Annotated in this window: 11 protein-coding genes and 1 pseudogene; 6 read left to right on the top strand and 6 right to left on the bottom strand. The window is 63.3% G+C overall.

Going from position 1 to position 13500, the window contains the following annotated elements:
- Nucleotides 1-71: 71 nt before the first annotated feature.
- The 3 genes and pseudogenes from G7016_RS25610 to yjdN form a co-directional block, all read left to right on the top strand.
- Nucleotides 72-941: pseudogene (locus G7016_RS25610) on the top strand (PAS domain-containing protein); the annotation flags it as partial.
- 12 nt (nucleotides 942-953) lie between these two features.
- Nucleotides 954-1487, top strand: coding sequence for a methyl-accepting chemotaxis protein (locus tag G7016_RS25605; RefSeq protein WP_375139247.1), 534 nt, complete (start codon nucleotides 954-956; stop codon nucleotides 1485-1487).
- A gap of 58 nt (nucleotides 1488-1545) precedes the next feature.
- Nucleotides 1546-1965 (top strand): VOC family metalloprotein YjdN, encoded by a 420-nt coding sequence (gene yjdN / locus G7016_RS15730; protein WP_181115993.1) that lies wholly within the window; start codon nucleotides 1546-1548, stop codon nucleotides 1963-1965.
- 24 nt (nucleotides 1966-1989) lie between these two features.
- Here yjdN and G7016_RS15725 read toward each other — a convergent pair whose 3' ends face one another.
- The 4 genes from G7016_RS15725 to G7016_RS15710 form a co-directional block, all read right to left on the bottom strand.
- Nucleotides 1990-2805: a carbon-nitrogen hydrolase family protein gene (locus tag G7016_RS15725; RefSeq protein ID WP_308812177.1), complete on the bottom strand. Its 816-nt coding sequence runs from the start codon at nucleotides 2803-2805 to the stop codon at nucleotides 1990-1992.
- Nucleotides 2806-3108: 303 nt separating this feature from the next.
- Nucleotides 3109-4440 carry an MFS transporter gene (locus tag G7016_RS15720; protein ID WP_181115987.1) on the bottom strand — a complete coding sequence of 444 codons (1332 nt, stop codon included), beginning with the start codon at nucleotides 4438-4440 and terminating at the stop codon, nucleotides 3109-3111.
- Nucleotides 4441-4519: 79 nt separating this feature from the next.
- Nucleotides 4520-5599, bottom strand: a complete 1080-nt coding sequence (locus G7016_RS15715; protein WP_181115986.1) for a C45 family autoproteolytic acyltransferase/hydolase — start codon at nucleotides 5597-5599, stop codon at nucleotides 4520-4522.
- Nucleotides 5600-5622: 23 nt separating this feature from the next.
- A complete protein-coding gene (locus G7016_RS15710; protein ID WP_181115985.1) occupies nucleotides 5623-7362 on the bottom strand; it encodes an amidohydrolase in 1740 nt (579 codons plus the stop codon).
- A gap of 104 nt (nucleotides 7363-7466) precedes the next feature.
- Here G7016_RS15710 and G7016_RS15705 point away from each other — a divergent pair, with 104 nt between their 5' ends.
- Both G7016_RS15705 and G7016_RS15700 read left to right on the top strand, forming a co-directional pair.
- On the top strand, nucleotides 7467-8381 hold the full coding sequence (locus tag G7016_RS15705) for a LysR family transcriptional regulator (RefSeq protein WP_181115984.1): 915 nt from the start codon (nucleotides 7467-7469) through the stop codon (nucleotides 8379-8381).
- 253 nt (nucleotides 8382-8634) lie between these two features.
- Complete coding sequence (locus G7016_RS15700; protein WP_181115983.1) at nucleotides 8635-10119, top strand: APC family permease; 1485 nt, start codon at nucleotides 8635-8637, stop codon at nucleotides 10117-10119.
- Between the two features lie 16 nt (nucleotides 10120-10135).
- Here G7016_RS15700 and argC read toward each other — a convergent pair whose 3' ends face one another.
- Entirely contained in the window at nucleotides 10136-11053 is a 918-nt protein-coding gene (argC, locus tag G7016_RS15695) for an N-acetyl-gamma-glutamyl-phosphate reductase (protein ID WP_181115982.1), read from the bottom strand.
- Between the two features lie 101 nt (nucleotides 11054-11154).
- Here argC and G7016_RS15690 point away from each other — a divergent pair, with 101 nt between their 5' ends.
- The gene (locus G7016_RS15690; protein WP_181115981.1) at nucleotides 11155-12039 is read left to right on the top strand and encodes a LysR family transcriptional regulator; all 885 of its coding nucleotides are present in this window, start codon (nucleotides 11155-11157) and stop codon (nucleotides 12037-12039) included.
- A gap of 12 nt (nucleotides 12040-12051) precedes the next feature.
- Here the strand turns inward: G7016_RS15690 and G7016_RS15685 are convergent, their stop codons facing one another.
- Entirely contained in the window at nucleotides 12052-13422 is a 1371-nt protein-coding gene (locus G7016_RS15685) for a GntT/GntP/DsdX family permease (RefSeq protein ID WP_181115979.1), read from the bottom strand.
- Nucleotides 13423-13500 lie beyond the last annotated feature (78 nt).

The following is a 13500-nucleotide window of genomic DNA, read 5'->3' as shown; positions in this document are numbered from 1 at the left end:
CGCTTTCACCCCACGCTATCGGGCTGATAGGGACATATATCTATTCGGATACAAAGTAGATTGCTATCATAATGCCACTGGTCGGAATTGTACAAATGCGCTCATGTGTACAGGATTTCGGCCGATGGCTATCTGTCATCTCCTTCCCGCTCCGTATAGGTGCATACATGCTCTTCAATAAGCAGAACAAAGCTGAACTGGCTGCCCTTCGCGATGAATTGGCAACCGTTGAACAGATTCGAGCCGGCCTCGATCAGGACATGATTGTCATGCGCCTGGACGCCGCCGGACGGGTAGAGCATGTGAACGCCAACTTCGAGCGGGAGATGTTGCACCTCAATAGTGAGCTGCAGGGCCGGCTGCTGTCGGAGCTGGTACCTGAGGACGTGCGCCAGGACAACTTCCACCGTAGGGTGTGGGCTGCCTTGCAGCAGGGCGGAAATTTCAGCGGCGCCCTGCGCCTGCTGCGCAAGGATGGCCGCGAAGCCTGGCTGCGAATACTGCTTCACCCGATCCGCACGGTAGAGGGCAAACTCAGTTCGTTTGTGATCTATGCCAGCGACCTTACCCGCACCATTGAAACCTCGCGGGAGCAGGAGGGCATGATCAAGGCGTTGCAACGCTCCACGGCAGTGATCGAATTCGACCTACAGGGGCACGTACTGGTTGCCAACGATCGTTTTCTGCAGGCCATGGGTTTTCGCCTGGAACAGATCAAGGGCAAGCACCACCGCCAGTTCTGCACGCCCGAAGAAGCTGCTTCGCAAGAGTACGCGGCGTTCTGGGAGCGGCTGCGCAAGGGTGAGTTCGTGGCCAGCCGGTTCAAGCGCATCGATGCCGGCGGCCGTACCGTATGGCTGGAGGCGTCGTATAACCCGGTGTTCGATGCCAGCAACCGGCTGGTGAAGGTGGTGAAGTTCGCAACCGTGATCACCGATCAGGTCAAGCAGGAAATGGCCGTGGCCGAAGCCGCCACCATCGCCTATTCCACCTCGGTGCAAACCGATACCACCGCTCAGCGCGGCGCGGAAGTGGTACAGCAAACGGTGTCCGTGATGCGCGGGCTCGCCCGCCATATGCAGGATGCCGCCGAAGGGATCGAAGCACTCGACCAGCAAAGTCAGATCATCACGACCATCATCAAGACCATCAGCAGCATTGCCGAGCAAACCAACCTGCTGGCCTTGAACGCCGCCATCGAAGCCGCTCGGGCGGGCGAGCAGGGCAGGGGCTTTGCGGTAGTGGCCGATGAAGTGCGCCAGCTGGCCTCGCGTACCACCACGGCCACTGCGGAGATCGCTGGCGTGGTTCAGCAAAACCAGCGCCTGGCCTCCGAAGCGGTAACGGTGATCGGCACTGGCCGCAAGCAAGCAGAGGATGGCCTGGACCTGGCCAGCCAGGCGGGCTCGGTGATCGTGGAAATCCAGGATGGCGCGCAGAAAGTGGTCAGCGCCGTGGAGCAGTTCGCCACCCGCCTGGGCCGTTGAGGCCTAGACTCTCCGTGGGCGGCGCATCTCGTGTCGCCACTGCCGGGAGCGCAACGTGATGAACGTTCAGCCCTACCTGTTCTTTGCTGGCACCTGCCAGCAAGCCATGGATTTCTACTGCGAAACACTGGGTGCCGAGGTGCAGTTCAAGATGACCTTCGCCGAAGCGCCAGAGCCTTCGGCCGGCTCCGACTGCCCCGCCGCGCCACCCGACGGCATCATGCACGCCAACCTGTTGATTGGCGCCAGCCAGCTCATGATGAGTGACGACCCCAGCGCCGACCAGAAGGCCCATTCGGGCTACGCGCTTTCCCTTGTGAGCGAAAACCTGGAGCAGGGCAAAGCCTGGTTCGATGGCCTGAGCGATGGCGGCAGCGTGCGCGTGCCCTTTGGCGAAACCTTCTGGGCCCAAGGCTTCGGCATGCTCACCGACCGCTTCGGCGTGCCCTGGATGGTCAACGTGGAGAAGAAGGCTTAATTGTTGGTGGGCTTCGCCGCACTCTCATGGAACAACACTGTTCTGGCGGCGACAGCGGACCTTTGTAGGAAGCGGCGGGGCCGGCCATCCGGCGTCTGGCCCGGGAATGGACACGCCGCTCCAGCCCTTCAGCCCTCTGGAAATCACCAGCAACCGATTGCCTGCGCCCTCGGTAGAAGCCACACACTGGCCCAGTTCATCCCAGAACGCGCTTCGCCCGGCCGCCGCCCAGCCTCCCGTCGGCCCGCCATGGTTGGCCATGAGGACGGCCATGCCATGCCGCTGCGCGTAGCCTTGCAGTATCGCGCTGTCGTAGGGATAACCCGGCTCTCCAATAAGTACGCTGGCCGCATACACATCGGCGCCTGCACTCGCTGCATTAGCCGCATGCTCTGGCTCGGCAAAATCGGCACACACAGACAAGGCGATAGGCTGGCCCGAAATGGATAACAGCTCGCCGCCATTTCCCGCAGAGAAGAACTGGTCTTCTCCAGCATGCAAATACTGCTTGGTATAAGCAGTGACCGATCCATCCGGGTGAAGGGTACAGGCTGCGATCTGCGGCTTCGCCCGCCCAGGTACACGCAGCGGCAAGCCGACGATCGTGGTCATGCCCGCCTGCTGCGCGAGCGCTTGCAGCGGTGCGAGCAGCGGAGTGGCCAAGGGTAGAGCCAGCGCGCTGGCGATCGAAGGCTCATAGCCGGTGAGAGACAGCTCGGGGAACAGCAGCAACCCTACGCCCAGTTCGGCTGCGCGCTGCATGAACTGCAAGTGCAGCGCCACATTGCCTTCGAGATCTCCATCACGTATCGCGCATTGGGCGGCGGCCAGAACAGGTATCGGCATCACGAGCTCCGCAAAAGCCGTGGATGCTAGCCTGACGGCGTTTGGGTTACTACACCCTGGCGCCACATACCTTGGTCATGTTGCGGCGAGTACACCGCGGGCAGGACGAGGGCGATGTGGCAGCAGCTCAGTGGGTTGTGATTTGACGGCGCGGTGCCCTTCAGCAAAGGAACCGAAGGGCGGCTACGCCACTATGCGGTGCGCGACGGTGAGTTCGTCGATGCGTTCACCATGGCGCGCTTCAAGGTACGGCCCCACTAGCCCAGCTTCACATTCATGGTGATGTTCGCCGGAGGCTCACCGCCTTGATGCTGCCTCAACCTGCCCGCCGTAGGCCCTATCAGGTTCGTCCAGCTCATCCATTTCCCGGTGGGCGGTTTCTCGAAGCGCCAGGGTACAGATCGCGACCAGCGCCATCGCCGCCGCGCCGTACAGGGCTACATAAACCGGTTGATGGCCGCTGAGGATCAGGATTGCGGTCGCTGCGCTTGATGCTGTACCGCCGCCCAGGGCCGCACCCAGCTGATAGCTGGCCGAGATGGCAGAGTAGCGCATTGCCTGCGGGAACTGCTCGGCAAGGAACGCCGGGATCGGCCCCTGGGTCGCGCCCATGAACAGGCCCACGAGGAGGTAGGCTACCAACGCCAGCCCCAGGTGGTGCGTGCCCAGGAGCGGGAAGAATACGAACAGCCCCACGGCCATGATCGCCGCGCCGAAAATCATTACCGGGCGGCGGCCGTGGCGGTCGGAAAGATGGCCGAAGAGGGGTGCGGACAACACGATGGCAATGGACAACGCAAAGTCGAACATCAAAGCCTGGCTGCTGGTGTAGCCGATGTCAGTGGCATACGCCAGGAAGAAGGTGCTGATGTACGCAACGGTGATGTAGCCGAAGGCAATGCCGGTACACAGCAGCAGCTCGCGTGGTCGCTGCCGCAGCGCTCCCAACAACGGTAGCCGGGTGGTGGGCTGACGGCGGGCGGCGCGAGGCGCGTGCTGGAGGCGCGCATACAGGCCGACCAGCACCAGCACACCACCGAGCCAGAACGGGATGCGCCAGGCGATACCGCTGAGGTTATCGTCAAAGGCCAGGCTGAGTAGCGCAAACACTGCAGAGCCCAGGATGCCGCCGATACCGATGCCCATACTGGTGAAGCTGCCCCACAACCCCCGCCGGCCACGCGGTGCTGCTTCGATACCGAACAGCGCCGCGCCGCCCCATTCGCCACCGGCCGCAAAGCCTTGCACCAGGCGTAGCGCCACTAGCAGTATCGGCGCCGCCGCGCCTAGCGTCGCGTAGGTGGGAAGAAAACCGATCAGCAGGGTACTCAGGCCCATCAGCAAGAGGGTGACGACCAATGCCTTTTGCCGCCCATGGCGATCCCCCATATGACCGAACACCACGCCGCCCAGCGGACGGGCCAGGAACCCGGCCCCGAAGGCCGCGAACGCCACAAGCACGGCGGTAAGGCGATCCAGGTCAGGAAAGAACAGCTTCGGAAACACCAGCGCGGCGGCGTAGCCGTAGATCACGAAGTCATAGAACTCCAGCGCCGTGCCCATGCCCGATACCGCAAACGTCTTCAACGCAGCGCGCCAGTCGGGCTGTACAGCAGGGTAATTGTTCATCAGGTTTTGCTCTTGTTTTTGTGGCGATGAAGGTGAGTGACCGCTGCCTTTGAACAGTTGCGGTCGGAGTGGACGACAGCTAGAAACGTCGCGACGCGTCGCGAGCCAAAGCGATCGGCGTACCGGCGCCGTACTCAAGGGTGCAGCCCGCAGTGTCCAGGCCGATGGTAAGCAAGGTTTCCCAACGCTCGGTGGCCGGTTGCGACAGGTCCGGGTGGAAGCACACCACCGCCTGGTCGCCCTCGCTGCCACAGAAGGCATCGGCCCGTTCAGCCAGTGCCTCCCGTGCCATGTCTGGGGCCACGGCGGCCAAGTGATCGTGGCGCGCATATGTAGTGGACACATCTGCGGTGCGCTCACCCTGGGCCAGGGCCGGGTCGAGGAAATGATTGGTGTGCAGCACCCAACCGTCACTGCGAGGCGGCACTACGGCAATGCCGGCAGGGCTCATTTCAATGCTTGCGGCGCGAAGCTCGGCGGGGTGATGACTGAATACAGTCAATACGGTGGACGCACTCACGCAGGCTGAACCTATCAGGTCGATGGCGTGCTCCACGCTGGTGGCTTCCTCCAGCACCCGCCGGGCCACGGCATGTACGGGCACCCCGCCCTGGGCGTTATCGCTTGCATGGTGGAGGATATTGAAGTGCACACCCAGGCCCGCGCTGTTGACACCAATCTTGCCCAGCATGCCGAACTCGGTGAACAGCTTGACGGTGAGGCCACTCCGGGCATGCAGTTGCAACATCAAGCCATGGGGCACCAGGCTGTCATGCCAGTCCCAGGTTTGAATACTCAACGGCACGGCGGCGTTGGCCGGCGCATAAACTGCCGTGGAGCATTCGCCTTCCACAGGCCGCGCGGGCATCACTGCGAGGATCTCGGTGCGGCTGTTGAGCGCGGCCAGCTGCCATAACGGCACCCCGGCACCTACCGCCATACCTTCGATTTCCCGCGCGAGCGCAGGGCACCAGGCTGCCAGGGCGACGAGGCTGGCCTCGGCGATTTGCCGGACTTGCCCGGCTGCGATGCCCACCTGTGGGAAGAATTCCAGATAGAGCGCTACCGTGCGGCCAATCTGGGTGCCCCACCGGGCACCCAGTTGGCGGCCCCGCTCGTAGGGTTCATGGGTATCGCTGACGAAGGAATGGATAATCATGGGAGGGTCCTTGAAGGGTTCAATCAGGGCTTGCGTGCTGGCGGCTGGCGGTACACTTCGCGCCCGGCGAACCAGGTCGCCACCACCTGGGTGTCGCGCAGGGCCTCGGGCGGCGCGGTGAACACGTCCCTGTCGAGCAGCACCATGTCGGCCTGTTTGCCTGGCGCCAGCGAGCCGATGCTGTGTTCCAGGCGAATCATCCGCGCGGCGTTGAGGGTGTAGGCCTGGAACATCACCTGCCGATCGACCGCCTCGTCGGCATTGAGCACGCCCTTGGGGCCCTTGCGGGTAAGGGCCTGATAGATTGCTTTCCAGGGATTGGGCGTGGTGATCGGCCAGTCGCTGGCCCCGGCCAACGTAGCGCCGTGCGCGAGCAGGGAATGGGCGGGGTAGGTGTACTTGAACACCTGTTCGTCCACATAAGGCTTCACCAGGTCGATGCTCGACTCATCTGCGCTGGCCCAGTACAGCTGCATGGAAGCGATCACGTTCAACTGCTTGAAGCGGTCGAAATCCATGGGGTTCACCATCTGCAAGTGTGTGATGGAATGCGGTATGCCGCTGTTGCGATCCTTGCGCGCCTGCGCCACCCCATTGAGGGCTTCGTGTACGGCGCGGTCGCCGATGGCGTGCACGTGCACCAGCCAGCCCCGCGCGTCGGCAGCGCTCACGAGTTCGCCGAAGTGTCCCGGATCAATCAACAGCTCGCCGGATGCGTGGGAATTGGTGTAGGGCTCGAGCATGGCGGCGCTCTGTGCCGGCACTTCTGCCACGCCGTCCGCGAACACCTTGATGCCCGGGAGGGTGAGGTTCGGCACACCGAGGAACTGCTGTCGCACCTGGTCCAGCGCGTCCAGGTCCTTGGGGGTGGCCCTGGAATCGGCCATCAGCAGTGCAGCCACGTGGGCCGAGAGGTCGCCTTTCTCGGCCACGGCCTTGTAGATCGGCAGCACGCCCGTGGAGGCGTTTGTGATATCCGCGCCCGGGATCTCGTTGGCGAGGGGGTCCAGCCAGGCGGTAATGCCCAGGCTGTTGTAATAGCGCAGGGCGGCATACGCTGCTCGGGTGAGCGTCTCGGTAGAGGGCCTCGGCAGCAGGGCTTGCACAGGGTACAGGCCGCTGTCTACCAGAAAGCCATTGGGGGTGCCGTCGGGGTGACGGCCGAGGGTTGCGTTCTCTTCACCCTGAAGTGAGGCGACTTTGGCGGCGTCTACCCCGGCTGCGGCAAGCATGGCCTGGTTGGCCCAGCCAGTGTGCAGGTCCCAGCCTAGTAACAGTATTGGCTGTTCGGCCCATTGGCCGCGATTGAACGTGTTTTCGAGCGCAGCGATGTCACCCCAGTAGGTAGAGGGCAGCCCGCCGATGCTCAGGTAAGCGCCACGTTGTGCCTTGCCATTGGCGCGCCATCCCTGCAGGCGATTCTCCAACTCGGCAACAGGCACCCACTCGCCATCCAGATTGGCCTGCAGCATCTGCAAGCCGCCTTTCACGGTGTGGCTATGGGAGTCGATAAACCCGGGCATCAGCACTTTGCCATGCAGGTCCACCACCCGGGTATGGGCCGCTTTCAGGCGCAACACCTGGTTATCGCTGCCCACCGCTACCACCTTGCCGTTTTCGATGGCAACCGCCTGTTGCAGCGCTTGTCCTGGCTCTGCCGTGTATACCCTGCCGCTGTGCAGAATCAGATCCGCCGCCGCTATACTTTCCCCTGAGGAAACAAGCCAGGCCATGGACACCAGTGCTGGAATCAGTATTTTCATTGCGGCGCCTCGGTTGTGTGCCAGTGCACGCAGCTTAAGCAAAGCTTGGGGCAACCAGAACGCAGACTTCCCGCACATCTTTTGTGCCTGTCAGGAACAAGTACATGGACAAAATGACTGCCATCACCATGTTCGTCGCCACCGCCGACCACGGTGGTTTCAGCCGCGCAGCCGAACATCTGAACAAAACCCCATCAGCCATCACCAAGGGGGTGGCACAGCTGGAAGCGGAATTGGGCGCGCGATTATTCGAGCGTACTACCCGACGGATGACGCTCACCGAAGCCGGGCACATCTACCTGGCCGGCGCGCGGCAGGCAGTGCTGCATCTGCAGATGGCAGGCGCGGAGGTGGAGCAATTGCAGACAGACCTGCGCGGCACACTGCGCATCGCCGCCCCACCTTCGTTTGGCCCAGCCTTCCTGCAGGAGGTGTGTCGTGCCTTCCTGGACGAGTATCCGCAAGTTCGCCTGGAAGTGGACCTGCAGGATGAATTCGCCGACCTGGTGGAAGGAGGCTACGACGTCGCGCTGCGGGATGGGCCCACCGACTTGCCCGGGGTGATCGCCCAACCGCTGATGGAAAATCACCTGATGCTTTGCGCCAGCCCGGCGTACCTGGAGCGCAAGCAGAAGGGTGTGACGTTGGAAAATTACGCCGAACATGATTGGTTGATTTTTCGCCATCCCTTGCTGAACCGGAACTTCTGGTGGGTCACCCGGGATGGCGAACGCATCCGGCTCAAGCAACCGGTGCCGCGCGTGGCTAGTAACAATTATGACTTTCTTCTAGGTTGCCTGCTGGCGGGGCAGGGCGTGCAATTCCTGCCGCAATGGAGCGCTTTGCCCTACCTGACGCGCGGCCAACTGATAGAGCAATTACCGGAATGCTGGCGGGACCCCAGCGCTTTTGGGGCAACGGTCCATGTTTTGTACCTGCCTCACCGGCGCCACACGCGTAAGGTAAAGGTATTCATCGACGTGCTGAAACGGCACCTCCAGCAGCGGGGGCTGGTTTGAGTACACCCCCTTAAGCAGCCATCGGCCACCTATCGATTAAACCGAACGCCCCCTTCGCTATTTCGTATTTGTAGTTAGCCGCCCCGCTTACTAGGCTGCAACCCATCGTAAACACGCTCTTGACCTGGCCGCATCGCGCCAGGTGCGAACGGGCGTCAGGCACTCATTTTTACAACAAGAAAACGCCCGGCCCGCCAGCAGTGCGCTCGGCCCCAATACCGGATGACCCTGCCGCCCCTTTCGGAGCAAACCTATGAGCACGCCGCATAACCCCGCGTTGGCCAGTGCCGACAGTGATGCAGAACAGCTGAAAAAGCTGGGCTACACCTCTAACTTCAACCGCAGCATGAGCCTGTGGCAGAACTTTGCGCTGGGCTTCACGTATCTGTCGCCAGTGGTGGGGGTGTACACCCTCTTCGGTTTATGCCTGGCCGCCGGCGGGCCGCCGATGTTCTGGGCGTACCTGTTGGTGGGGTTCGGCCAACTGCTGGTGTGCCTGATTTTCGGCGAAGTGGTGTCGCAATTCCCGATCTCTGGCGGCGTTTACCCCTGGGCTCGCCGTTTGGTGGGCAAGCGCTGGGCGTGGATGGTGGGTTGGGTGTATGCCATCGCGCTGTGCGTGACCATCGCCGCCGTAGCGGTAGGGGCAGGGCCATACCTGGCCGTGATGCTAGGGTTCGAGCCGAACAACGCCACCAACATCTGCATCGCCCTGGTGCTAACCCTGCTCGCTACGCTGGTGAACCTCAGTGGCACCCGCATCCTCGCCCGTATCGCCATGTTTGGGTTTCTCTGCGAGCTGATCGGTGCGCTGGTCGTAGGCATTTACTTGCTGATCTTCGAACGGCATCAGCCCTTCAGTGTGCTGTTCAGTACCTTCGACATCCGCGTGGACGGCTCCTACCTGCCGGCGTTCCTCACGGCGTCGCTGGCGGGGATGTTCCTGTATTACGGTTTCGAAGCCTGCGGCGATGTGGCCGAGGAAACCCCGAACCCCAGCAAGCGCATCCCCGTGGCCATGCGCATGACCATCTACATCGGCGGCATTTCGGCCATGTTCGCCTGCCTGGCGTTGATCCTCGCCGTGCCGGACATGGCCGCTGTGATCAATGGTACCGACAAGGACCCGGTCACCACCGTATTGAACAATGCCTTCGGCAGCGTGGGCTCCCGTGTGGTCATGGCCGTGGTAATGGTGTCGTTCGTGTCCTGCGTGATCAGCCTTCAAGCCGCAGCCAGCCGATTGCTTTATGCCTATGCCCGGGACGAGATGGTGATCGGCAGCGCGGTACTCAAACGCTTGTCGGCCAGCACCCAGGTGCCGGTGAATGCCTTGTTCGTGGCGGCGGCGCTGCCCGCGTTGATCATCGTGGCCGGGTTCTTCCTGCAGGATGCGGTGGCGACCATCGTGAGCTTTGCGGCCATTGGTATTTACCTGGCCTTCCAGATGATCGTGCTGGGGGCGCTGTATGCGCGGGCCCGCGGCTGGCAACCCAGTGGGCAGTTCAGGCTGGGTGAATGGGGGATGGTGGTGAATGTGGGCGCACTGGTGTATGGCGTGGCGGCGATCATCAACATGGCTTGGCCGCGTACCCCGGATGCGCCCTGGTACGTGAATTACGCCATGGTGGTGAGCACCGCGCTGGTGATCGGCCTGGGGCTGCTGTACATGTGGCTGGCCAAGCCTTACGACACCGGCACCGCCCCGGCGGGCGATGCCTGGACCATAAGCCGATAGCCCATAGGCGTAAGCGTCAGGGCTGCCCCATCAGCATCAGGTCCAGGTTCTGCACCGCAGCCCCTGCCGCGCCCTTGCCCAGGTTGTCGAAGACGGCCGCCAGCAGCACTTGGCCCTGAGCGTCGTTGCCGAACACGTGCAAGCGCACGTCATCGGTACCGTTCAACGCTTCCGGGTCCAACTGGCTCACCTGGGAGGAGGGCGCGGCCACCTGCACATGCGCAGCGCCCTGGTAGGCCTGCTCCAGGCATTGTTGCAAGCGCTCCGTGCTAACACCCGCGGGCAGCAGGCGGAGCATCAGCGGAATGGTCAGCACAATGCCCTGGCGGTAATTGCCATAGCCCGGCACGAAGAACGGCCGGGTGCCCAGCCCGGCCCTTTGTTGTATTTCCGGAACGTGCTTGTGCTCCAGCGACAGCCCATAAACACGCACACCGGATTCCTCGCCGGCCTCATGCCGCTCGACCGTAGCGCGCCCAGCGCCCGAATAGCCGGAGATAGCATGGATCGCCATTGGATAGTCCGCCGGTACCAGCCCTGCCTGGATCAGCGGCCGCAGCAGCGCAATGGCACCGGTGGGGTAACAGCCCGGGTTGCTCACGCGAGAGGCATGGGCGATGCGCTCGGCCTGGTCGGCGTTCAGTTCCGGAAGGCCGTACACCCAATCGGGATGTACCCGGTGCGCCGAGCTGGCGTCGATCACCCGCACGGCCGGGTTATGAATGCTGGCCACGGCCTCAAGAGCAGCGTCGTCAGGCAGGCAGAGCAGCGCGATGTCGGCGCTGTTGATCGCTTCGGCACGCTGCGCGGGGTCCTTGCGCAGCGCTTCGGGCAACGTCAGCAACTCGATGTCCTGGCGCCCGCCCAGGCGTGCATGGATCTGCAACCCGGTGGTGCCTTGGTCACCGTCGATGAACACAACTGGCTTGGACATGGTGTTACTCACTATGGGTAAAGGGATACCGCTATCGTCAGGGCTACTGCAGCAAAAGAAAATTTGAATATACTGCAGCGCTCATTCAAGAAATCCGAACGATGCGCGAACTCAGCCTCGACCGCCTGCGTACCCTCGTAGCCATTGCCGACCATGGCAGCTTTGCCGCCGCTGCGCGTTGGCTTAACCTGGCGCCACCTACCGTTACCTTTCACATTGCCGAGCTGGAAGCTCGCATTGGCGCGCCATTGCTTACCCGCAAGCGTGGCCAGGTTCATCCCACCGCCATCGGCGACAGCCTGCTGGGCCGGGCGCGGCGGCTGCTGGCCGAGGCCGATCAATTGATCGAGGACATCCAGGGGGAAGTGAAAGGGCTCACGGGCCGGGTACGCCTGGGCGCATCCACCGGGGCATTGGCTTACCTGCTGCCCGAAGCACTGGCCAGGCTGCGGTTGGAACACCCAGGCGTGGATGTGCAGGTTGAAGTGCTTACCTCGGGCGAGTCCCTTGCGCGGCTGCGCACTGGCACCTTGGACATTGGCCTGGTGGCGCTGCCCCAACCGATCCCGGCGGGCGTGGCGGTGAAGCCTTGGCGCAGCGACCCGATCATGGCGTTCGTGCCGTCGGCCTGGCAGGCGCCCGATCCGGTGGACGCCCGGTGGCTGGCGGAGCGTGCGCTGATCCTCAATGACCCCGGCACGCAGCTGGCGCGGGTGACTAGTGAATGGTTTGCAGCGGCAGGTCATGCGCCGCGCGCGCGAATCCAGCTCAACTACAACGATGCCATCAAAAGCCTGGTTGCCGCAGGCTACGGGGCCGCGCTGCTGCCCCACGAAGGTGGCTCGCCCTTGCTCGACACCCGCATCGACGTGCGTACGGTGCAGCCGCCCTTATGGCGGCCCCTGGGTATCGCGCACCGGGCTGGGGCCGTTGAGCGCGCGACCGAGCATGTGCTGGGCGCGCTCGCGGCCATTGGCGAACAGTAGGGAAGGCGGCCGCTACACCAGCCACACCCACAGCAGGGAGGCGCCGATCAAGCCCACCACCGACACGATGGTCTGCAGCACCGACCACACCCACAGGGTTTGCTTGAGCTGCAGCCCGAAGTATTCACGGACCATCCAGAAGCCGGCGTCGTTCACATGGCAGAAGAACACCGAGCCCGCGCCGATAGTCAGCGCCACCAGCGCGCTTTGGGTAGGTGCCAGGCCCGCCATCAGTGGGGCGAGAATGCCCGCAGTGGTGGTGGTCGCCACCGTGGCGGAACCGGTGGCCTGGCGCAGCGCCACAGCAATCAGCCACGCCAGCAGCAGGTAGGGCATGTGCGCGCCTTCGGCCACCTTGCTGATGGTCTGGCTCACACCCGCATCGAGCAGGGTTTGCTTAAGCCCACCGCCGGCGCCGATGGTCAGCAACAGCACGGCAATGGGCGCCAGGCTTTTGCGCAGGGTGTTGCCTACCTGCTCGCGGGCCATGCCATTGGCCCAGCCCAGCAATACCACAGCCGCCAGCACCGCCAGGGCCAGCGCCACCAGCGGTTCGCCGACGAACTTAAGCCCAAGGGCCAGTGAGCTTTCGGCGGGCAGCGCGATCTTTGCCAGGGTGCTGCCTAGCATCAGCACCACGGGCAACAGGATAATCCCCAGCGACACGCCAAACCCAGGCTGCCGCGCGGCGGTGGGACGGGCGCTGAACACGTCGCCCAGCTCGGCGGGAATTTCCAGCGGCATGCGGCGCGACAGCCACAGGCCATACAGCGGCCCGGCGAGGATCACTGCCGGCACCGCCAAGGTAAAGCCGAGCAACATGGTCAGGCCCAGGTCGGCATGCAGGGCACTCACGGCGATCAGCGGGCCGGGGTGCGGGGGCATCAGGGCATGCAAAGTAGTCATGCCGGCCAGCGCGGGGATAGCTATTTTCAGCAGCGGCTGACCGGATTGGCGTGCCATCACGAAGATGATCGGCACCATCATCACCAGGCCTACCTCGAAGAACAGCGGCAGCCCGATGATCATCGCCACCAGTGCCATCACCCAGGGCAGGGCGCGCCCCTTGCCCAGTTGCAACAGGGTGCTGGCGATCCGGTCGGCTGCGCCGGACTCGGCCATCACCGCCCCCAGCATGGCGCCCAGCGCAATGATGATACCCGCCTCGCCAAGGATGCTCCCGGCGCCTTTGCTGAACGCCTTGGCCACCTCTTCCGGCGCCAGGCCAGCGCCGATGCCGGCGATAAAGGTACCAACCAGAATGGACAGGAACGGTGGAAGGCGGGTAGCGCTGATCAGTACCACGATGCTGGCGATGGCGAGCACGCAGCAGAAGATCAGGCGGCTGTCATGGGCCAGCCAGGCCACGTGGTTCAACTCCACGGAGGTACTCCTTTGTTATTGGTGTGAATACCGCTGCAACAGGCGTTGCAAAACCCACCGAGACTAACGGAGCCAACC

The sequence above is a fragment of the Pseudomonas japonica genome (assembly GCF_013522925.1).
Classification (GTDB): domain Bacteria; phylum Pseudomonadota; class Gammaproteobacteria; order Pseudomonadales; family Pseudomonadaceae; genus Aquipseudomonas; species Aquipseudomonas japonica_A.
Note: the sequence above shows the minus strand (reverse complement) of the source record. Positions and strands in the feature narration are given on the sequence as shown.